Below are 20,316 nucleotides of genomic sequence, written 5' to 3' on the forward strand. Positions count from 1 at the left end.
GGGTCGAGGAGACTCTGTTCAAGCCCGCCGGCGCTCGACCGAAAGCAGCCCATCGTCGCGTGTGGATATGACGATATCGACATAGCTGCCGGTCTTGGCGTGCTGCGTCTCATAGGGCTGGCTGTGTGTCGCCGTGATCACCATCACATCCGCACCGGCCGCTTCGGCCGCCGCGATACCCGCCGGCGCATCCTCGAAGATCAGGCAGTCCGACGCCTTCACGCCGAGCCGTTCGGCCGCAAGCAGGAAGCAGTCCGGCGCCGGCTTGCCGCGCGTGACGTCCTCGGCGGAGATGAAGGTCTTCGGCGGCGTGATTCCGGCGGCCTCGAGACGGCGGCCCGCCAGTTGTTTCGTCGCCGAGGTCACGATCGCCCAGCGGTCGTCGGGCAGGGCATTGAGGAAATCGACGATGCCGTCGATCGCATGCACGCCCTCGACATCGTCGAGTTCGCCCTGTTGCACCCATTCGACCTCGACATCGATATCGATGCCTTCGAGGTTCTGCCGGCGGATCGTGTCCTCGGCGCGCATGCCATGGATCGTCGCAAGGAATGTCTCGACCTCGATCCCGTGGCGGCGCGCCCAGGCGCCCCACACGCGTTCGGCGGCGGCGATCGAACTCAGGAGCGTCCCGTCCATGTCGAACAGGAAGGCGGCGTAGGTCTTGCGGAAAACGGCGGGCTCGGACGTCAAAGGCTTGTTCCTCGTGAAGCGATGTGACATGGCAGCGGGCACGCCGCCTCGTCAAGGCCGACAGGCCGCCGCGGCGACCCGTCACGCATTCATTTGAGGGAGAATTCCATGAACATCCAGCGCTTCGACCCCGGTGCCCGCATGAGCCAGGCCGTGGTCTATAACGGCTTCGTATTCCTCGCCGGCCAGGTCGGCGAAGGCGCCAGCGTTGCCGAGCAGACCAAGGACATCCTCGCCAGCGTCGATTCGCTGCTCGCCCGCGCCGGCTCGGACAAGACCAAGCTGCTCTCCGCCACGATCTGGCTGACCGACATGTCGACCTTCGGCGAGATGAACGCCGCCTGGGAAGCCTGGCTGCCGGCCGGCCAGGGTCCGGCCCGCGCCACCGTCGAGTCCAAGCTCGCCGGCCCGGAATATAAGGTCGAGATCGGCATCATCGCCGCCGTCGGCTGATCGGTACAGTTGCCCCTCATCCGCCTGCCGGCACCTTCTCCCCGTTATGACGGGGAGAAGGGACTTGTGGCACTGTTGGCGCCTCTAGCGTCCCCTCTCCCCGCATGCGGGGAGAGGGTCAGGGTGAGGGGCAAAGGGAAACTACTTCTTGTCCTCGTTGAAGGCCCACAACACGCCGAACGGATCTCTCACCTGGCCCCAGCGGGCGCCCCAGAACATCAGTTCCACCGGCGTCACCACCTCGACTCCTGCCTTCACCGCCCGCTCCCACCAGACGTCGATGTCGTCGACGATCAGCTGCAGCATGAAGCCCTGCGGCTTCTCGTATGGATGGCCATAGTCAGGATAGGCATCCGACAACATCAGCGATGAACCGTTGATATAGAGATGCATATGCATGGTCCGGCCCTTCTCGTCGGGCGGCACCGCGAAAGCGATCTCGGCGCCAAATGCGGCTTTGTAGAATTCAGCGGCCTTTTGCGTTCCGTCGACAGTCAGGTAGGGTAGGAGATTGTTGAGCGTCTTGGGCATCTGCATCGGTGTACTGGCCTCGGCTTCGGTCATGTCGGTCTCCTCTTCGTTGATGGCCCGTATCCCCGGGTTCGCAGACACGACGAAGGGCGATTGGCCAATCCGACATTCTCGACGAGCTTTTTTGGCAAGACCGCAGAAATCCGAATCGGAACCGCTGTTGCCTCTCCGCGTTGCCCCTGCGAAACAAGGAGGCTCCCGATGGAAAAGCCCAGCAACGACAACCGCACGACCGGCCGCCCGTTCGATATCGACGACGAAGATCTCTACCGCAACGAGACCGACCGCGAACTCCACGATGGCAAGCAGCCCGATGCGCTCGATCCAGACGACCTGCCAAGCGCCGACGCCGTCAAGGCCGCCCTCAAATATGGCCGCGACAGCTATGTCGTGAAGTCCGATGTCGACCCCGACGAGGACAACACGGCGCCGGGTATCCGCGAGCAGCCCTGAGGCCTAGAGCGCTTCATTGTTAAATGGAAGCAGTTCTGTTGGCTCAAACGGAGTCGGATGGTCGACCGGCTGGCGCGCGTCGTAGCCTCGCTCTACGGCCAAGCCGGCCGGTCGATCAGGCGGCCCGTTTCAGCCAACCCGAAGGGCCAGGCACCTTTCCGCCAGGATCAGAGGCGATCGGCTCGGACGTACCATGAGCACCGCTCAGCGAGATTTCGGATTTCTTTCAGGATTTCCGGCACCGCGGCGCGCATTCTCCTGTGACACCAGACAGGAGGCAGCTATGGCAGGGCATCTCTCGGAGCGGTTTCATGATCATGAACGGGCCGATATCTATCTCGACCTCGTCCAGTCCAGTCTCGACAGGCCGATAGGATCGGAACAGGCCTACTTCCTGGACGGCGTTTCATCCCTCAAATCGCCGCCCGCGAAGCCGAAATGGGTGGCACCGCGTATCTCGCTCCGCTGGTTCGCGCTGCCCCGTCTGCCCTTGCCGTTCTTGACTTGGGCCTGACATTGGCCAAACCTAGAGCCTCTGCGCGGCGGGGGCTCCGGATTTGGCGGACACGGCCATCGAGATCGGCGAGTTCAGGTTGGATGCCACATGCGGCATGCTGAGCCGCGACGGCGTCGTGGTGCCGGTTCGCGCCAAGACCTTCGCCTTCCTTTGCCATCTTGCGCACAACCGTGGTCGCGTGGTGTCCAAGGAAGAGTTGCTGGAAGCCGTATGGCCGGGCCTCTTCGTGTCGGAGGATTCGCTCACCCAATGCGTCAGCGAATTGCGCAAGGTTCTCGGTGCCGACGGCCTCCTGAAGACTGTCCCCAAACGCGGCTATGTGCTGGCATCTGCCGTGCCTCCGGCCACGGCGGAGCAGACCTATCCATCCCTTGCCATCCTGCCATTCCGCAATCGTGCCGCCGACGGCGCCGATGATGCGATCATCGACGGTATGGTCGAGGAGATCACCTTCGGCCTTGCCCGCTTCAAATCGATCGTCGTCATCGCCCGGAACTCCGCTTTCGCCTTTCCGGTGGACCAGCGACCGTCGCTCGCGGAGATCGGCAAGGCGCTCGGCGCCGAATTCATTGTCGAGGGTTCCGTCCTGCGCCGCGCCGGACGCCTGCTGGTTTCGGTCTCGCTCAGCCACGCACCCTCGGGGCAGCAGGTCTGGGGCAACCAGTTCGATTTCGCCGAGACCGATCTCTTCAACGTCAATGCGGAGATCGCGGCAACGATCATTTCGCGGCTGGTGTCGAATATTGACAGCGCCATTCTCCAGCAGCCGGCGCAATCCGCCAATCTCGCGGCCTTCGAGAATTTCACCCGCGGCGTCGCCTTCCTGCGTGGCTATGGAGCCGGCGTCAATGAGCGGGCGCGCGATCATCTCCTCCGAGCGATCGAGCTCGATCCGGACTGTGCGCTCGCCCACGCCTATCTTGCTCTGGCCGAGATCATCATCGCCGACTACGGCGCCGCACCGCGCCATGTCCTCGAAACCGCGCGCGACCGCGTGATGCTCGCCATCACGCTCGAACCCGAGGAGTCGCGCTGTTATCGCATCATGGGCCTCGTCCGCCTCTATCTCAGGGAGCATGAGGCGGCGGAGCAGTTTCTCCGACGCGCCCACGATCTCAATCCCTATGATGCCGATGCGCTCGCCCAGCTCGGCTTTGTCCGATCCATGCGCGGCTGGCCCGAGGAAGGCGCCACCCTGATCCGCAAGGCGATCGCGCTCAACCCGTTCCGGCCCTTCTGGTACGACGGCGACCTCGCCTACACGCTCTATGCGCTGGGCTCCTATGAAGAGGCTGCCGAGGTCATGGCGCGGTCGCCGGATGCCGGTCCGTTTCACACCATGTGGCTCGCGGCCGCCCAAGCCATGTCCGGCAGGCTCGATGCCGCCGCCACGTCCTTCGAAAAGCTCATGTCCAAGCTTCAGCCCACGGATATCGACCAATGCTGCCGCGACTGGACGGAGTTCGAACATGAGGCCGATCTCGCGCATTTTCAGAAGGGCGTCCGTATCGCCGAACAGGCGTTTCGTGATAGGGCACTCAACCGCGGCGCGGCACAAAATTCCGTCGCCGGCACGACCTGATTGAGACAATGGGGACGATTTTCATGAGACTGATTTTGATAGCTTCCGCACTGGTCTTGGCAATGACGGGAGCGGCGCAAGCCGATGGCCGCGCCGAAATACGCGCCAGATGCCAGGACGATGTGAAAGCCAATTGCGGGCTGGTCATGTCGCGCAGTGCCGCGCTGTCCTGCCTGATCGACAATGCCGGCAAACTCTCCGGGGTTTGCAGCGCCGCGCTGCACAAGGCGTCGTGCTCGGACGAAGCGCCCGCCAATCTCAAGGCCGCCTTCGCCTGCAAGAACTGACTACGGCTGCACCTTGCGCGCACCCAGAATCCACCGCCAGATCGTGCCGCCGAGATATGTGTTGAACACGATGAAATAGGCGATGATCAGCAGGAAGCAGACCAGCGCCGGGGCGCCGGTGAGGCTGAAGCCGTTGCCGGTCAGGCCGCCGGTCAACCACCCCACCAGGAAGCCGAAGCCGGAGAAGGCGGTGATGAAGTCCAGAATCCCCGCCAGTATGAGCTTCCATGTGGCTGGTTTCTTCGACGGCGTTGTCGGCATGTCGTTCATGGCGTCCTCCCTCACAGGCATGCGGATCTTGCGTGAGCGAGGCACGGTGCGCAAGGGGAGGAGTACGCTCCTGTGGTGAAACCCCTCACCAACTTCGGCCAAGGGTTCACTGAAGTTCACCCGGCCTTCGTATCCTCTCCCACAAGGGGAGAGGCACGGTGCCTCGCTCTCGGCTTTGCTTGAGGCACCGCCACGCCGCGAGTCTACCTCTCCCCTTGTGGGAGAGGATAGCAAGTCCGAACGAGACGAAGTCGAGTTCTGGACACGCTTGGTGAGGGGTTATCATCACCCCCACCAAAGCCACAGCGTCACTTCAAAAACCGCTGCACCGCCTCGACCTCGTTCTTGCGGATCTCATGCCCGCCATTGTGCCAGTCGATCGTCACATCGGCACCCTGCCCAAGGAGATAATCGTTGAGCGCCTGGGTTACTCGCTCCGGCCCGATCGGATCGGTTCGGCCGGCTGTGATCAGCACCTTGGTACCCTTGAGATCAGGATTGTCCTTCGGCTTGAAGGGGATCAGCGGATGCATCAACACCGCCTTGTCGAACAGCTTGCCCTTCTCGATCAGGATATTGGCAAGAATATTCGCCCCGTTCGAGAAGCCGAGGCCGATCACCTCGCCCGCCTTGTTCTCTTCCTTCAGCGCCACGACGAACTCAGCCATCTTGTCGGTCGCCCGTGCGAGGTCGGCCATGTCGTAGACGCCCTCGCCGGTGCGCTTGAAGAAGCGTGCCGCGCCATATTCCGAGACATCGCCGCGTGGCGAGATGATCGTCGCGTCAGGCACCAGGTCGGCGCCGAATTCGAAGAACTGGTTCTCGTCTCCACCAGTGCCATGAAACACGAAGAAGATCGGCTTGCCCTCTGCACCGGGTTTCACCCGGTGCAGATAGCCATGCTCACGCGAAACTTCGATCGTCGCCATTTACGCCTCCAGCTTCTGCAGCGTCTGGGCCAGGATCGGCCGCAGGTGCTTGTGCTGCTGAGGCAGCATCAGGCCTTCCCCGAGATGCTTGGTGTCCTCGTCGCGGTCGAAGCCCGGCTCGTTGGTCGCTACCTCGAACAAGACACCGCCCGGGGTCCGGAAATAGATCGCCCAGAAGTAGTCTCGGTCGATGACGGGCGTCACCTGATAGCCGGTATCCAGCAGCGCCTTGCGCACTTCGAGCTGGGTCGCACGGTTGTCGACCGCAAAGGCGACATGGTGCACCGAACCCGCGCCCTGCAGGCCTCTGTTGATGTTCGGCATCGTCTCGAGGTCGATGAACTTGGCATCATTGCCATCGGGCATGATCAGCCTGGTCACGCCATCCTTCTTGTCGAGCTGCTGGTACCCCATGAACTTCATGAGTTCGGCGGTCGCACCTTCGTCACGCAAGCGCATGGCGACCGAATGGAAGCCGCGTATTGCATGATCGGCGCTGACGCCATTCTCGGTCCACGGCGCGCGGCTGTCTTCCTTGACCTCGACCAGCGCAAAACCGTCGCCGTCGGGGCCGGCAAAGTTCAGGCGCTTCTCGCCGAAGGTTTCCTCGCGCTTGAGGCCAGTAACGCCCTTCTTGGTCAGGCGCTCTTCCCAGAAGCCGAGCGAACCCTCGGGAACCGAAAGCACGGTCGTGCCGACTTCGCCGGTACCCGGGCGGCCGCGGCCGATATCGGGGAAGGGGAAGTAGGTCATGACGGTGCCGGGCGTGCCGACTTCGTCGCCGTAATAGAGGTGATAGACATCAGGGGCGTCGAAATTCACGGTCTTCTTCACGCGGCGAAGGCCGAGCGTGTCGGTGAAGAACAGGTTGTTCTGCCGTGCATCCGCAGCCATCGAGGTGACGTGGTGCAGTCCCTTGATCTGGTTCAACATGGTCATCTTCTTTCTCCGGCCATGCCGGGTCTTGATTGGATGAACCGTATATGCGCCTTCTCCCGGCGCTCGGAAATATCAGGCCGCGAGCACGGATTGTTTCCGATTACTGAACGATTATCGATATGCGATACTGATAATTGTTTACGACGGCCGACGATAGATCAGCGGCAAGCCATACATCGGTTCGATGCGCCGGATCGCATCGTCGAGCCCCTCATGCGACACATCCATGGTGAAGCCACTCGAATGGATCATCGTCTCACCGTCGGTCATGATGGCCACGTGACCCTTCCAGAACACGAGATCGCCGCGCCGGAGATCGCCACGGCCGATCTCCGTGCCAACAGAGGCACGTTGCATATCGGTATCGCGCAGCACCTTGCGGCCGGTCATCATCATCGAAAGCTGCACGAGGCCTGAGCAGTCGAGCCCGAAGCCGGAACGTCCACCCCAGAGATAGGGGCTCTCGAGAAAACGCGACGCCACCGCCACATAATCATCCGATACGGGAACATCGACTGCCCCGACATGCTTGGCGATGACCGCACCGCCCTCGACCAGCAGGTATTTCGTGCCCCGCGTCTCGGCTTCGCCGGTCACTGTCAGGCGGCTGCCCATGGAAAGTGCATTCACCGAGGGCGTCTTCATGTCAGGGTCGCGATATATGAAGGTCCGCGGCGCCGTCACCCAATGCGTCGGTTCCGATCCGGCGTCGCCAAGCGCCGTCTCCTCGACATAGCCGACATAATCGTCGACGCCGGATTTCACCCAGGCCCAGCCGTCACGCCGGTCGAGCACGCTCACCGGTTCGCCGAACAGCAGTTCCGTGTCGATTCCCGATGCGAGGCTCGGCTGCGGCCGCATCGCCACGGTCGGCGCACTCACCCGCGCCGGCTTACCCTCGACGAACCGCAATGCCTCAACCTGCCCCTCGAGCGATTTCTCGGCAAGGTCGGAACGGAAGGCATTCAGGCGACGGTCGAGCATGGTATCCTCCGGCAAGCTTCGCTTTGCCCTAGCAGGCTCCGCCTTGCCTCACGGCAGGCGTCTGGCCTGATCTATCACCAGATCTCCAAATTTTTCGAGAAAAAGTGCACCCGCCAATGTCCTTTTTATGATCACATTGCGCCGGTCGCTGGTATCCCGCACCCGGTCAACGATCCCCATCTCGCCCATCGTGTCGAGCGCCCGCGTGATCACCGGCTTTGTGACATGCAGCACCGCCGCCAGCCCCCGCACCGTATGCGGCGGCGGCACCAGATAGATATGCAAGAGGATCGCCATCTGCCGCATGGTGAGATCGGTGGCACCCGATTTCACCTGTCCGAGCGACACCTGGTGCCAAAGGCCGAGCGCCTGCGAGGCAGAAAGTTCCACAGGCAAGACCGGCTCCGATCGTTTCGAGACCGTTCCATTTTCGGGGAAGGCGAGCGGATGTGCAAATGGAGATGAGGGGTGTGGTTAATTGGGCTTCGGAGCGGGGCGCTTACCCCTCACCAAGCGCGTCTATGCATTTGACTTCGTCTCACGCAGACTTGCTATCCTCTCCCACAAGGGGAGAGGTAGGGTGCCACGCTCTCGGCCTTGGCTTGTGGCAAGATGGTGCCGCGACTTTACCTCTCCCCTTGTGGGAGAGGATACGCAGGCCGCGAGAAGCATAGCTGATCGCATGGCCGAAGTTGGTGAGGGGTGGAAACTTCCCGGGAATCCTAACCCCGCGCGCTCTTCGCCTCCAGCATCTGGAAAATCGCCCGTATCCCCTGCGCCTCCCCACCCACCGGCGCATACGGCCGTTCGGATGGCGTCCAGCCATAGATGTCGAAATGCGCCCAGCTCTCTGTCTTCTTCACGAACCGCTTGAGGAACAGCGCCGCCGTGATCGCGCCCGCCATGCCACCCGAGGGCGCGTTGGTTAGGTCGGCGATCTTGGCGTTGATGTCCTTCTCATAGCCCTTGTAGAGCGGCAGCCGCCACAGCGGGTCGTCGACTTCGAGGCTGGCATCGGTGAGGCTCGCGGCGAGGTCTTCGTCGTCGGTGAAGAAGGGCGGCAGGTCGGGGCCGAGCGCCACGCGTGCAGCCCCCGTCAGCGTCGCCATGTCGATCAGCAGGTCGGGCTCGTCCTCGTCGGCCAGCGCCAGCGCGTCGGCCAGGATCAGCCGGCCCTCGGCATCGGTATTGTCGATCTGCACGGTGAGCCCCGCGCGGCTCTTGTAGATGTCGCCCGGCCGGAAGGCATTGCCGGAGATCGAATTCTCGACGACGGGCACCAGCACCGTCAGGTCGACCTTAAGCTTGGCATCCATGATCATCAGCGCCAGGCCCATGACATTGGCCGCGCCGCCCATGTCCTTCTTCATCAGCAGCATGGAGGAGGACGGCTTGATGTCGAGGCCGCCGGTGTCGAAGGTCACGCCCTTGCCGACCAGCGTCACCTTGCGGTGGTTCTTCTTGCCCCAGCGCAGCTTGAGCAGCCGCGGTGCCTGTTCCGAAGCGCGGCCAACGGCATGGATCAGCGGGAAATTCTGCTGCAGCAGGTCGTCGCCGCGCACCACGGATACCTCGGCCTTGTAATGCGACGCGAGGTCTCGGAAGGCCGCTTCCAGCGCATCCGGCCCCATGTCGTTGGTCGGCGTATTGATCAGGTCGCGCGCCAGGAATACGCCGGCGAGCAGCCGCTTGATGCGCGCGGCATCGGCATCGGCAGGCATCATCAGCGTCGGCCGGTCGGCGGTGCCGGATTTGTATTTCTCGAAACGGTAGCTGCCGAGGCCATAGCCGAGCAGCAGCCGGTTGGCCGTTAGCGGCGCGGTCTCGATATGCCAGTCGCCAGATGGCAGCAGGCGCGCCAGTTTGCCCGAGAGATAGGGCTGGTCCGACGGCGTTTTGCCGAGGCCGAAAAGCGCGCCGCCGAGGTTGCCGGTTTCCGAGGGTACCAGCAGCAGGGCGCCGCTGTCGGCCCTCCACCCCGCCTTCCTGGCCCATTCGAGCGCCACCGGATCGACCATTTCGGTCTCCAGATGCGCCGGCGTCACGGCAAAGACCGGCAGCGTCTTGCCGCCCTTGGTGTTGAAGGGAGAGGCGCGTTCGATGAGCTGGTAGGGTGCCATGGTCGTCCTTGCAAACCGGCCGGAAGGCGGACGCGGAAATGCGCCCGTTAACATTCTATTAGGGTTAACAGATTATTGCTTGAGTGAAGATTGCGGCAGATTTTGCCTGCCGCATGACGTTTTCCGGGGGTTCGGCAATGATCGGTCAGTTGAGGCACGCGATGGGTCTGAAGCGGCTCGCCTTGCCAGTTGCGATTGTCGGCCTCGCGCTCCTCGCCTCATGCTCGTCCACCAAGCGCGGCGACGTCACCGGCTCGATCCCCGGCGTCAATCGCCCGATCGAACAGATGACGCAGACGGAACTCGCCGCCGTCTCCCGCACTGTCGGCACCCGCTACGACAAGAACCCGAAGGATCGCACGGCCGGCCTGCAATATGCGACCGTGCTCCGTATGACCGGCAAGAGCACGCAGGCACTCGCCGTGATGCGCCAGATGGCGATCCTCTTTCCCAACGACCGCGAAGTGCTGGCCACCTATGGCAAGGCGCAGGCCGCCGCCGGCGAGCTCGAACAGGCGCTCGGCACGATCAACCGCGCCCAGACGCCCGATCGCCCCGACTGGAAGCTGAAATCCGCCGAAGGCGCGATCCTCGACCAGCTCGGCCGCGCCGAACAGGCACGCGCCGCCTATCGCGAGGCGCTCGACATCAAGCCGAACGATCCCTCGGTGCTTTCCAATCTCGGCATGTCCTACCTGCTGACACAGGACCTCAAGACCGCCGAGACCTATCTCCGCTCCGCGATCAGCCAGCCCGGCGCCGACAGCCGCGTCCGCCAGAACCTGGCGCTCGTGGTCGGTCTGCAAGGCCGCTTCCAGGATGCCGAGACCATCGCCCGGCAGGAACTGACGGCCGAACAGGCCGAGGCCAACATGGCCTATCTCAAGGGCATGCTGGCACAGGACAGCAATTGGAAGAAGCTCTCGGCCAACGAAGACAACAATACGAACTGAATAGTCTAGGCCGCGATGCGGAGGCTATCGGCGGCTTTCCACAGGCTGTTGCGGACGCAGCTTGCTCCCTCTTCTCCCCTGCGGGGGTCCGAAGGACGGGCGAGACCGGCGGCTCGCCCCGGCGGTGGCCCGCTGGGGAGAAGAGAGAGCAAGATAGTCACCTCTTGAACAACCGCACGGGCTTCGGCGTCCGCCCGATCACGCCCTTGGCCTCAAGATCAAGATGTACGGCCTTGAGCCACCATCCCGCCTTATCCCCACCGGGGAAAAGCTCTTCGGAGAGATGCGGCAGCAGTGCCGTCTTGGCATCCGCCACGGTCAGGCCGGGTGGCTCGGCCGGCAGGATTCCCATCAACGCCTCTTGCATCGCCTCGTATTTCGCGCGGTCCACCCGATAGGTATGGCCGGGCGAGGCGATATTTTCGATCGTGATCTTCTCGCTTCTGTCAGGCATTGATCTCTCCTCCGGTCACGGGAATTTTCGGAACCCGGAAGCCCATGGCGATCCAGGAGCTTAGCAGCAGGGCGTAGAATTTCGCCGTCGGCCAGGTGCCTGATGGCACCCCATCGTCGAATACCGGCTTGTCCTTCCGGTCACCGAGCATCGTCCGGACGTCGAGCGGCGGCAGTTGGTTGTGCGGCCACAGCCCTCCATAGATGCTTAGCCAATGCCCGCCCTTGAATTCAAGGAACAGAGGCGTGTTGCAGCAACCGGCAATCACACGTCGCGTCGGCGAGTCCGGTTTCAGGCGGAATTCCTTGAACTGGTCGAGGCCAGCGGTGAAGCGCACCCGGTCCTTGCGATAGAGCACGAAGCGGGTACCGCCATTCGGTGCCACCATGCGCGGATTGACGGGCACCGCTTCGAGCCGTGTGCCGGCAGCGCGGCAGCTGTTGCAATGGCACTCGGCGCTCAGGAGCGGCGCCCGCTCCACCTCGATATGCACCTTGCCGCAATGGCAGGTGAGTTGCGTGATCCTGTTCATGATGCTTGCTCCTCCTGGGGCATTTTGAACAACAGCCTGACATAGCGATCGAGATGGTCGAGACTTTCCCGCGCAAGCGCCGGATCGTTGCCGGCCTTGGCGAGCACGAAGGCGCCCTGCAGCACGCCCTGTGTGTGCCGTGCCAGGCTCGCGACGCTCCAGTCGCCCGCAATGCCGTATTTCACCATCGCTGCGCTTATGTCGGCCTCGAGCGTCGCGGTATGGCCGAACATGGCCTCGCCGCAGGCTTGCCGGATCGCGGGCGAGATCATGTAGATCTCCTGCGCCATCGTGCCCACGAGGCAGCTGAATTCGGAGATCTCGCCGACGATCATCGCCCTGCGGAAAGCGACATAGGCGAGCAGCCGGTCGCGCGGATCCTCTGGCTCGTGATAGGGTGCGGCCGCGAAGAAGGCGCTGGTGAGCTCGATCCAGCGGTCCGCGGCCGCCACCCCGAGCGCCTCCTTGGTCTTGAAATGATGGAAATAGGACCCCTTGGTCACGCCGGCGGCGGTACAAAGGTCTTCCACGGAAGTGGCGGCAAAGCCACGCTCACGGATCAGGCGCAAGGCCGCATCCAGCAACCGTGTCCGCGCGTCTCCGAGTTCAGGATTCTGTTTCGTCGGTCTTGGCATGAACAATACATACCGTACGTACGGTATGTATTCAATAGGATTCTCTCAGAGCGTCGCGATCACCCATTTTCGACTCAGGCGCCATGAACACGATCCCGGCTCCAGGCGTCCAGGGAATTGTCACGCCTTCGCCACGACCCTGAACTCATGTGGCACTGAGTCTACGCCACAACGGGCTTGCGCACCGGCGCGAACTGGGAAATGCCCGACAGCCAGCATATGTGCGGCGGCGCCTGAGGCGCATCGAGATCTGCCATCGGGCCTGTTGCGTTGCCGCAACAGGCGCCTCCAAGTCGCGCAATTCGCAATCGTGGGGTTGCACTTCATCAAGCTGCATGGTAATCACCATCGTCCGCAATTCAGACAGAGGAGGCAGCAGATGAATCTCATTCCAGCACCCGTTCGCCTCGCTTGCGGATCGGCCATGATGACCTCCACCGGCCATCTGTACTGCATTGGCCGAAATTGGTCCCGAGCCTGATAATCTCGGTTCTTCCGCCACTAGGCACCCCCATATATTGACCTGACGCGACGTGTTTGCGGAGCGATTTCCGCGTCTCCTCACGCGCGCGTCCTTCCATCCAGAGGACCTGGTTGCGTAATGGCACCAGGACAAAAGTCATGCAAGAAAAACAATCTATGATTGTTGATCGACTGACTGCGTCGATCGAGGAACTGCACCGGACCTTCGGTGCGTGGAACACCGCCTGGGCTCTGCTTCGAGCCATCCGCAAGGAGCGCCGGGCAACGAACAGGATCTCTCACCTGTCCAACCGCATGCTGCTTGATATGGGTCTCCCGGAACGAAAAGACGGGCCCCTCCTGGGCCTCGGCTTTCCATGGGATATCCGGCATTGAAGCGGTCTCGGCCTCGGCGGTTCGCGCCGGGGCCGTTTCCGTCCGGCCGCCGCGGATGGGTGGACGAGCCTTTCTTTCCGCGTCGCAGCGAATAGAGTGGCCCGGCCCAAGCGTATTCTCCCGACCGATTGCGCCGGCACCTCTGTCGATGCCGGTTGCCCCAAGGAGTTCCTCATGAACAAGCCATCGCTGCTCGCGGGCCTGACCGCCCTGGTCCTGTCGGGCCTGTGCTTTGCATCTGCCATTGCCGCCCCCATCCCCGCCGACGCCGCCAGGCAGCCGAAGACCCTGTGGCGTCTGGTCATGGAGGATTATTACGGCCCCTACGACCAGACGAAGAAATGCTGGGTCGCCCGCCTTGACGACGAGCAGGTCTGCATGCGTCCGCATCGCCTTGACCACGTCTCCATCCGCGGCGTGAACCATCTCTTCCTGGTGATCGGCGGCGCGGTGCTCGGTGATGACGGCGAGCCCCGGCAATCGCATGCCGATGCCGGCGCGCTCGGCCTGATCATTTTCAAGACGGAGGGATCGGCGCTCGCGCTCGTGGCCAAGAACGATCTTCATTCGGCCTTTGGCACGTTTGGCACCGTGCCGGCCGAAGACCGGTTCGAACTCCGCCAGATCGGTCCTGACGATACCTATGGCTGGCTGGCGACGAGTGGCTGGATGGGGCAGGGTCACAACATCACGTCGGCCACGATTTTCGCGGCCCGTGGTCAGGATATCGTGAGCCTGGGCGACATCCCCAACCACTACGACAATCAGGGCAATTGCGAAAACGGCAAAGTGCTCGGCAGCGCTAAGCCCTGCACGGATTACTCGGCGGAACTCAGCTTCGACACATCGGACAAAAGCGCCCGCTTCTATCCCGTCATCATGAAGATCGCCGGCGCCCGCGAGGGCGTGACGCTGGATCAGACTTTCACGACGACATTCGACGACCAGTCCTTCACCTACAAGTCGATCGAGGGCCTGCCCGAGGAATTTGCCAATGGCATCTGAACCTGCCTGCAATGCTCGCCCGTCATCGAAATCCAAGCCGAACGGCATTATCACTCGCGGCGCTTCGCCGGCATTCTTCTCCCGTGCATCCAACCCAAGGCATAGGAGAAACCCATGTTCAGATTGCCAGGCTCCCTCTTCGGAGCCATCCTCGTTTTCATCGCATTCCTCGCAGGCGGTCCCACCACGCAAGCGACGGCCGGCAGCCGTGATGGCGTCGTCGTCGTGACCAGCCGTTACTCGGTCGATGACACCGTTCTACGCATCAAGGCCGATGTCCAGAAGAAGGGAATCATGCTGTTCGCCGATATCGACCAGGCCGCGCTCGGCAACAAGGCCGGAAACAAGGTGCTGCCCTCGCGCCTCGTCCTCTTCGGCAATCCGGCGCTCGGCACGACCTTCATCACGGCGCGCCAGACATCCGGTCTCGATTGGCCGGTACGCGTGCTGGTCTTCCAGAAGAAGGACGGCTCGGTCCATGTCGCCTATAGCGATTTCGACTGGATCGCCCGGCGCCACGGCATCAAGAACCGCAAGAAGGAGTTCGCCATGGCGACCGTGGTGATCCGCTCGGTGACCGATTCCGTTCGCTGAGCACACCGGATATCCCACGCTGCGGCGCGATCATCGGAAGGGCATCAGCGCGCCGCACCTCGCTCCGCAGGACTTGCGCGCAAGCGTGATTTCTGATTGAACATTCATTCAGAATAAGGATTTTGGAATGCCTGCCGCGCCTGGAATTGCACCCTCCCGCTATGATGTCATCGTCGTCGGCGCCGGCTTTTCCGGCCTCTCCGCCGCCACGGAGCTGATGGGCGCGGGCAGGGATGTCGTGCTGCTCGAAGCCCGCGATCGCGTCGGCGGCCGCGTCGAATCGGTCCACCTCGCCGATGGTGCCCGCATCGATTCCGGCGGCCAGTTCCTGTGCCGCGACATGACGGAACTGGTCGGCCTAGCCCGTGCCCATGGCCGTCACATCACCATGGCCTATGCCGATGGCGATGAAGTGTTCCAGCCGCCGATTCCGTTGTCCCGTGGCTATGAAATCTGGGCTGGCGTGGATGCGCTGCGCGAGCGCATCATCCATCTCGACCCCAGCGATCCCGCATTGGCCGGCCTCACCGTCAGCCAGTGGGTCGCGGGCCACAAGGATATCGATCCGGATGTCGCAGCCGCCTTTCTGCGTCTGATCGAGGGCCTCTGGTGCCGCTCGCCCGATGACATATCCTTTGCCTGGCTCGCCTCCACCGATGCCCGCATCACCAATGAATTTTCCGAGATGGAATCCTTCCTCGGCACCACCATGCACGCGCTCGCCGACGACTTGGCGCATGCGCTGGGCGACCGCCTCCTGACGTCGAGCCCCGTCAGCCGCATCGAGCATGGCACCGGCGGTGCCATCGTCCATGCCGGCGGCCGGCGCTTCGAGGCGGCCCGCGTCATCCTCTGCGTGCCCCCCGTCATGGCAAGCCGCATCGCCTACGACCCGCCGGCCCCCGCGTCGGTCGCCAGGGCTTTCGCGGCCTGGGGCACCGGCGATGTCATCAAGCTCTTCATCCGCTACGAAACGCCGTTCTGGCGTGCGCACGGCCTTGCCGGCACGGTCATGTGGAGCGCGCCGCATGGCCTCTATGCCTGCGATGCCAGCCGCGACGGTGTTTCCGGTCTCGTCATGTTCATCGGCGGCCGCTTCGCCCGGCACTGGCATGATCGTCCGGAGGCGGATCTGCGCGACTATATCAGGGACCGGCTGGTCGAGGCGCTCGGTGAGGAAGCCGGCAAGATCACCGAAATGTCGATCCGCGACTGGACCGACGACACATGGTCCGGCGGCGCCTATGGCGACAATGTCGTCGATCCCGGTGCAGGCGATGCCGAGGCGCCGCTGCGCCAGGGTTTCGGGCCGATCCGTTTTGCCAGTTCTGAACTCTCGCCCCGCTATCCGGGCTATATCGAGGGTGCCATCACCATGGGCCGCATCGCGGCGCGCGAAGCGCTCTAACTCGCCGCCGCCGCCGCCGTCATCCGCCAGACAAAACCCGTGGGCGGGAATTCCGTCACGACCTCGGCCGAGAGCGCGGCGGTCACCATGTCGACCATGACGATATGCCCGAAGCCCTTGCGATCGGGCGGCGATGGCGCCACCGGCGCGGTCTCCTGCCATCGCATCTCCCAGCGGCCAGGCTCGAGCCATTGCCAGGTCAGGTCGACGCGCCCGGTCTCGTGCGACAGCGCGCCATATTTCAGGCTGTTGGTCGACAGCTCGTGCAGCGCCATGGACAGTGTCTGCGCCTCGCGCGAGCCGACGCGGATCGCCGGGCCTCCGACGGTCAGCCGGTCGCCGACCAGCGCCGCAACATGGCAGAGCTGCGCCCGCGCCAGTTCGTCGAGCCCGACGCCCGACCAGTCGGTGCGCAGCAGCAGGTCGTTGCAGGTCGAGAGGCTGGTGAGCCGGGCGCTGAAGGAGCGGATGAAATCCTCCGGCGAGGCCTCGCGCACGGTGCGCCGGGCAATCGCCTGCGCCACCGACAGGATGTTCTTGGTGCGATGGTTGAGCTCGCCCATCAAGAGCTGCGTATGCTCCTCGGCCTGCCGCTGGTCGGTGATGTCGATATTGACGCCGCTCATGCCGAGAAAGCGCCCGTCGTCGGAAAAACGCGGATTGGCGAGTGTCCGCATCGTCCGCCATTCGCCATCGGCGCGCCGGTAGCGGGCCTCGACCTCGAAGGGCGTCTGCGCCGCCATCGCCTTGCCGAACGGTTCGGAGAGCTTGGCGACATCGTCAGGATGCAGCGTCGAGGACCAGCTGAATTCGTCGAGATTGGCGGGGTCCACGCCCCAGAAGCGCTGGAGCGCCGCATTGAGGAACATGCACTTGCCCTGCTCGTCACCCATCCACAGCATAGCCGGCGACGTCTCCGCCATGGCGGTGACGAATTCACGAGTTTCGGTAATGGCAGGCTTACCATCATCCCTGCGCCCGGAACCCTCGGACGTCGTCCTGCTCATTGGGTGGCCTTCCACGAATGCCCGTTGCCGGCTGCCTGATGCAATGTTCCGCCAAAATAGCCAAGCGCCCGCCGCTGCACAAGCGCGATTGCCGAGCGCCCGGCGGCCTAGTGCCGCAAGCCTGGCGCCTCGTGCCCCGACCGCGCGACATATTCGACATAGCCGCCGTCATAGCGGTGGATGCCCTCGGGCGTCAGTTCCAGCACCCGGTTCGACAAAGCTGCGAGAAAATGTCGGTCGTGGCTGACGAAGATCATCGTGCCCTCGTAGTCGCCGAGCGCCTTGATCAGCATTTCCTTGGTGTCGAGGTCGAGATGGTTGGTCGGCTCGTCGAGCACGAGCAAGTTCGGCGGATCAAACAGCATCCTGGCCATCACCAGCCGCGCCTTCTCGCCGCCCGACAGCACCCGGCACTTCTTCTCCTGGTCGTCGCCGGAAAAGCCGAAGCAGCCGGCGAGCGTCCTGAGCGGCCCCTGGCCCGCCTGCGGAAAGGCGTCTTCCAGCCACTGGAACACCGTCCGGTCGCCGTCGAGCAGGTCCATCGCATGCTGGGCGAAATAGCCCATCTTGACGCTGGCGCCGATCTGCACCGTGCCCTGGTCCGGCTCGGCCGCACCTGCCAGCAGCTTCAAGAGCGTCGATTTGCCCGCGCCGTTGACGCCCATGATGCACCAGCGCTCGCGCCGCTTGATCATGAAATCGAAGCCGTCATAGATGACCTTCTGGCCATATTGCTTGTGAACGCCCTTGAGGTTCGCGACATCCTCGCCCGAACGCGGCGGCGAGCGGAAGTCGAAGGCCACCGTCTGGCGCCGCCGCGGCGGCTCGACGCGCTCGATCTTGTCGAGCTTCTTCACCCGGCTCTGCACCTGCGCGGCATGGCTGGCGCGCGCCTTGAAGCGCTCGATGAATTTTATCTCCTTGGCCAGCATCGCCTGCTGCCGCTCGAACTGCGCCTGCTGCTGCTTCTCGCCCTCGGCGCGCTGGCGCTCGTAGAATTCGTAGTCGCCGGAATAGGAGGTCAGCGAACCGGCATCGATCTCGATGATCTTGTCGACGATGCGGTTCATGAAGGCCCGGTCATGCGAGGTCATCAACAGCGCCCCGTCATAGCCCTGCAAAAACTCTTCCAGCCAGATCAGGCTCTCGATATCGAGATGGTTCGAGGGCTCGTCGAGCAGCATCGCATCGGGCCGCATCAAGAGGATGCGCGCCAGCGCCACCCGCATCTTCCAGCCGCCCGACAGTTTCCCCACATCCCCGTCCATCATCTCCTCGGAGAAGCTCAGGCCGGCCAGAACCTCGCGCGCCCGGCTCTCCAGCCCATAGCCGTCGAGCTCCTCGAACCGGCTCTGCACCTCGCCATAGCGCTCGATGATCTCGTCCATCCGGTCCATCTGCTCGGGATCGACCATCGCCGCCTCGAGCTGATGCAGCTCCGCCGCCACGACGCTCACCGGCCCGGCGCCCGCGATCACCTCGGCCACCGCCGACCGCCCCGCCATCTCGCCGACATCCTGGTTGAAATAGCCGATGGTGATGTTCTTCTCGACCGAGACCTGCCCCTCATCCGGCACTTCCTCGCCGGTGATCATCCGAAACAGCGTCGTCTTGCCGGCGCCATTCGGCCCCACCAGCCCGATCTTCTCCCCCCGGTTGAGCGCCGCCGAGGCCTCGAGGAAGAGAATGCGATGGCTGTTGGTCTTGGAAATGTTTTCGATGCGAATCATGGAGCGTGCGGTCCGGCCAGAATGGGTGTTTGGCCGGGCTTATGGCATGTTGCGATGCGAAATGGGAGTCTTCGTAGCGACCGGCGCAGCCGGGCAAATCAATGAAGTTGATTTGAGCGAAGAAGGCCGGAGCGCGGGCCGCGCGAGGGCAAGAAATTACCCCTCACCAAGCGCGTCCAGCGATCGGCTTCGCCTCTCGCGGACTTGCTATCCTCTCCCACAAGGGGAGAGGTCGACCCGGCCGTACCGCCTTGCCACAAGTGAGGGCCGAGAGTGTGGCACCCTACCTCTCCCCTTGTGGGAGAGGATACGAAGGCCGGGTGAGCAAAGCGAACCCATGGCCGAAGTTGGTGAGGGGTCCCATCGCTCCAAAAACAGGTTGCATATCGAAAAAATTCCCGCAACTCTCACCCCATGCCGCACGCCGTCCCGCCCAAACACCATCGGACCTTCGCTCGCGCCATGCGCAACGATGCCACGCGCGCCGAGACCATGCTCTGGCAGCAGATCCGCAGTCGCCAGATGGATGGCGTGAAATTCCGACGCCAGGTTCCGCTCAAAGGCTACATCCTCGATTTCGTTGCTTTCGAGGAGATGCTGATCATCGAGGTCGATGGCAGCCAGCATGCCGAAAGCCGACGCGATGCGGCACGCGACGCCCTGTTCAGGGCGGACGGCTTCCGCGTCATGCGCTTCTGGAACGAAGAGGTGGAAACCGGACTGGATTTTGTCTGCCGAAGCATCCTTGCGGCGCTCAAGGACCGCGGGGAATAGGGCGCCGGTCCTACCCCTCACCAAGCGCGCCTAGGCATTCGACTGCGTCTCATGCAGGCTTGCTATCCTCTCCCACAAGGGGAGAGGTAGGGTGCCGCAATTGCTGCCCTCCTTCGCGGCGAGGCGATGCCGCGTTCCTACCTCTCCCCTTGTGGGAGAGGATAGGAAGTCCCCAAGAGCCGAAGGCGATTGGCTGGACGGACTTGGTGAGGGGTAATCCCATCTCTCACCACACACTGCCCGTAATCGCAAAGGCCAGCACCAGAAACAGCACGAACAGCAACAGCGCCAGCCCGAACAAAACCTTCGCAATCGTCGCCGTGGCCGAGGAGACCCCGGAAAAGCCGAGAATGCCTGAGACGACGGAGATGGCGAGGAAGATGAGAGCCCATTTCAGCATAAGAGGTTTCCGCGTGGTTGATGCGGAGGGAGAAATGCGGGAGGGCGGGGTGGGGTTCCGGAATGGAGTCATTGAAAGTGCGCGCGTTGCGGAAAGTCGCAATTTCTACTAAGAGTCGAGTTTCAGACGGCCAACGCTCGCCCGATAGGTGTGTGAATTCTATAACGCATTGTTGCTGCAATGTCGGTGCGGACGTAGGCTCTGCGTA

General features: G+C 63.1%; 25 protein-coding genes. 11 read left to right on the forward strand and 14 right to left on the reverse strand.

Annotated features, from left to right (window positions below; genetic code table 11):
* Positions 1–18 precede the first annotated feature (18 nt).
* On the reverse strand, positions 19–693 hold the full coding sequence (locus AC2YI2_RS29495; RefSeq protein WP_487390106.1) for an HAD-IA family hydrolase: 675 nt from the start codon (positions 691–693) through the stop codon (positions 19–21).
* Between the two features lie 108 nt (positions 694–801).
* Here AC2YI2_RS29495 and AC2YI2_RS29500 point away from each other — a divergent pair, with 108 nt between their 5' ends.
* A complete protein-coding gene (locus AC2YI2_RS29500; protein WP_487390107.1) occupies positions 802–1,146 on the forward strand; it encodes a RidA family protein in 345 nt (114 codons plus the stop codon).
* Positions 1,147–1,287: 141 nt separating this feature from the next.
* Here the strand turns inward: AC2YI2_RS29500 and AC2YI2_RS29505 are convergent, their stop codons facing one another.
* The gene (locus tag AC2YI2_RS29505) at positions 1,288–1,710 is read right to left on the reverse strand and encodes a VOC family protein (protein WP_487390108.1); all 423 of its coding nucleotides are present in this window, start codon (positions 1,708–1,710) and stop codon (positions 1,288–1,290) included.
* Positions 1,711–1,878: 168 nt separating this feature from the next.
* Here AC2YI2_RS29505 and AC2YI2_RS29510 point away from each other — a divergent pair, with 168 nt between their 5' ends.
* The 4 genes from AC2YI2_RS29510 to AC2YI2_RS29525 all read left to right on the forward strand — a co-directional run bounded on the left by AC2YI2_RS29510 (position 1,879) and on the right by AC2YI2_RS29525 (position 4,516).
* On the forward strand, positions 1,879–2,130 hold the full coding sequence (locus AC2YI2_RS29510) for a hypothetical protein (RefSeq protein WP_487390109.1): 252 nt from the start codon (positions 1,879–1,881) through the stop codon (positions 2,128–2,130).
* 283 nt (positions 2,131–2,413) lie between these two features.
* Positions 2,414–2,644, forward strand: a complete 231-nt coding sequence (locus tag AC2YI2_RS29515) for a hypothetical protein (RefSeq protein WP_487390110.1) — start codon at positions 2,414–2,416, stop codon at positions 2,642–2,644.
* A gap of 43 nt (positions 2,645–2,687) precedes the next feature.
* Entirely contained in the window at positions 2,688–4,229 is a 1,542-nt protein-coding gene (locus AC2YI2_RS29520) for a winged helix-turn-helix domain-containing tetratricopeptide repeat protein (RefSeq protein WP_487390111.1), read from the forward strand.
* Between the two features lie 23 nt (positions 4,230–4,252).
* Positions 4,253–4,516 carry a hypothetical protein gene (locus AC2YI2_RS29525; RefSeq protein ID WP_487390112.1) on the forward strand — a complete coding sequence of 88 codons (264 nt, stop codon included), beginning with the start codon at positions 4,253–4,255 and terminating at the stop codon, positions 4,514–4,516.
* Here the strand turns inward: AC2YI2_RS29525 and AC2YI2_RS29530 are convergent, their stop codons facing one another.
* From AC2YI2_RS29530 to AC2YI2_RS29555, 6 genes are all read right to left on the reverse strand, one after another.
* Positions 4,517–4,786 (reverse strand): hypothetical protein, encoded by a 270-nt coding sequence (locus AC2YI2_RS29530; protein ID WP_487390113.1) that lies wholly within the window; start codon positions 4,784–4,786, stop codon positions 4,517–4,519.
* Positions 4,787–5,094: 308 nt separating this feature from the next.
* A complete protein-coding gene (locus AC2YI2_RS29535) occupies positions 5,095–5,715 on the reverse strand; it encodes an alpha/beta hydrolase (protein ID WP_487390114.1) in 621 nt (206 codons plus the stop codon).
* Positions 5,716–6,648, reverse strand: a complete 933-nt coding sequence (locus tag AC2YI2_RS29540) for a VOC family protein (protein ID WP_487390137.1) — start codon at positions 6,646–6,648, stop codon at positions 5,716–5,718. It abuts the gene before it with no gap.
* 144 nt (positions 6,649–6,792) lie between these two features.
* The gene (locus AC2YI2_RS29545) at positions 6,793–7,638 is read right to left on the reverse strand and encodes a C40 family peptidase (protein WP_487390115.1); all 846 of its coding nucleotides are present in this window, start codon (positions 7,636–7,638) and stop codon (positions 6,793–6,795) included.
* Positions 7,639–7,686: 48 nt separating this feature from the next.
* Positions 7,687–8,034 (reverse strand): MarR family transcriptional regulator, encoded by a 348-nt coding sequence (locus AC2YI2_RS29550; protein ID WP_487390116.1) that lies wholly within the window; start codon positions 8,032–8,034, stop codon positions 7,687–7,689.
* 326 nt (positions 8,035–8,360) lie between these two features.
* On the reverse strand, positions 8,361–9,758 hold the full coding sequence (locus AC2YI2_RS29555) for a leucyl aminopeptidase family protein (protein ID WP_487390117.1): 1,398 nt from the start codon (positions 9,756–9,758) through the stop codon (positions 8,361–8,363).
* A gap of 137 nt (positions 9,759–9,895) precedes the next feature.
* Here AC2YI2_RS29555 and AC2YI2_RS29560 point away from each other — a divergent pair, with 137 nt between their 5' ends.
* Positions 9,896–10,711 (forward strand): tetratricopeptide repeat protein, encoded by an 816-nt coding sequence (locus AC2YI2_RS29560; protein ID WP_487390118.1) that lies wholly within the window; start codon positions 9,896–9,898, stop codon positions 10,709–10,711.
* Between the two features lie 157 nt (positions 10,712–10,868).
* On the opposite strand, the gene AC2YI2_RS29565 is transcribed toward AC2YI2_RS29560, so the two are convergent.
* Genes AC2YI2_RS29565 through AC2YI2_RS29575 form a run of 3 tightly spaced genes read right to left on the reverse strand, consistent with a single transcriptional unit; the run spans position 10,869 to position 12,332 of the window.
* Positions 10,869–11,165, reverse strand: coding sequence for a DUF6958 family protein (locus AC2YI2_RS29565; RefSeq protein ID WP_487390119.1), 297 nt, complete (start codon positions 11,163–11,165; stop codon positions 10,869–10,871).
* On the reverse strand, positions 11,158–11,697 hold the full coding sequence (locus tag AC2YI2_RS29570) for a GFA family protein (RefSeq protein WP_487390120.1): 540 nt from the start codon (positions 11,695–11,697) through the stop codon (positions 11,158–11,160). The genes AC2YI2_RS29565 and AC2YI2_RS29570 overlap by 8 nt, the downstream gene beginning before the upstream one ends.
* The gene (locus tag AC2YI2_RS29575; RefSeq protein ID WP_487390121.1) at positions 11,694–12,332 is read right to left on the reverse strand and encodes a TetR/AcrR family transcriptional regulator; all 639 of its coding nucleotides are present in this window, start codon (positions 12,330–12,332) and stop codon (positions 11,694–11,696) included. Before AC2YI2_RS29575 ends, AC2YI2_RS29570 begins: the two co-directional genes overlap by 4 nt.
* Before the next feature lie 621 nt (positions 12,333–12,953).
* Here AC2YI2_RS29575 and AC2YI2_RS29580 point away from each other — a divergent pair.
* From AC2YI2_RS29580 to AC2YI2_RS29595, 4 genes are all read left to right on the forward strand, one after another.
* Entirely contained in the window at positions 12,954–13,190 is a 237-nt protein-coding gene (locus AC2YI2_RS29580; protein ID WP_487390122.1) for a DUF1127 domain-containing protein, read from the forward strand.
* Between the two features lie 174 nt (positions 13,191–13,364).
* Positions 13,365–14,195, forward strand: a complete 831-nt coding sequence (locus AC2YI2_RS29585; protein WP_487390123.1) for a hypothetical protein — start codon at positions 13,365–13,367, stop codon at positions 14,193–14,195.
* Between the two features lie 114 nt (positions 14,196–14,309).
* Positions 14,310–14,789, forward strand: a complete 480-nt coding sequence (locus tag AC2YI2_RS29590) for a DUF302 domain-containing protein (protein ID WP_487390124.1) — start codon at positions 14,310–14,312, stop codon at positions 14,787–14,789.
* 127 nt (positions 14,790–14,916) lie between these two features.
* A complete protein-coding gene (locus AC2YI2_RS29595; protein ID WP_487390125.1) occupies positions 14,917–16,197 on the forward strand; it encodes a flavin monoamine oxidase family protein in 1,281 nt (426 codons plus the stop codon).
* On the opposite strand, the gene AC2YI2_RS29600 is transcribed toward AC2YI2_RS29595, so the two are convergent.
* Positions 16,194–17,204: a sensor histidine kinase gene (locus AC2YI2_RS29600; RefSeq protein WP_487390126.1), complete on the reverse strand. Its 1,011-nt coding sequence runs from the start codon at positions 17,202–17,204 to the stop codon at positions 16,194–16,196. The two genes, AC2YI2_RS29595 and AC2YI2_RS29600, sit on opposite strands and share 4 nt — an antisense overlap.
* 107 nt (positions 17,205–17,311) lie before the next feature.
* The gene (locus AC2YI2_RS29605; protein ID WP_487390127.1) at positions 17,312–18,934 is read right to left on the reverse strand and encodes an ABC-F family ATP-binding cassette domain-containing protein; all 1,623 of its coding nucleotides are present in this window, start codon (positions 18,932–18,934) and stop codon (positions 17,312–17,314) included.
* Between the two features lie 414 nt (positions 18,935–19,348).
* Between AC2YI2_RS29605 and AC2YI2_RS29610 the strand changes: the two genes are divergently transcribed.
* Entirely contained in the window at positions 19,349–19,708 is a 360-nt protein-coding gene (locus tag AC2YI2_RS29610) for an endonuclease domain-containing protein (RefSeq protein ID WP_487390128.1), read from the forward strand.
* 226 nt (positions 19,709–19,934) lie between these two features.
* On the opposite strand, the gene AC2YI2_RS29615 is transcribed toward AC2YI2_RS29610, so the two are convergent.
* Entirely contained in the window at positions 19,935–20,108 is a 174-nt protein-coding gene (locus AC2YI2_RS29615; protein ID WP_487390129.1) for a DUF1328 domain-containing protein, read from the reverse strand.
* Positions 20,109–20,316 lie beyond the last annotated feature (208 nt).

The organism is Rhizobium sp. SRI_017 (genome assembly GCF_057586295.1).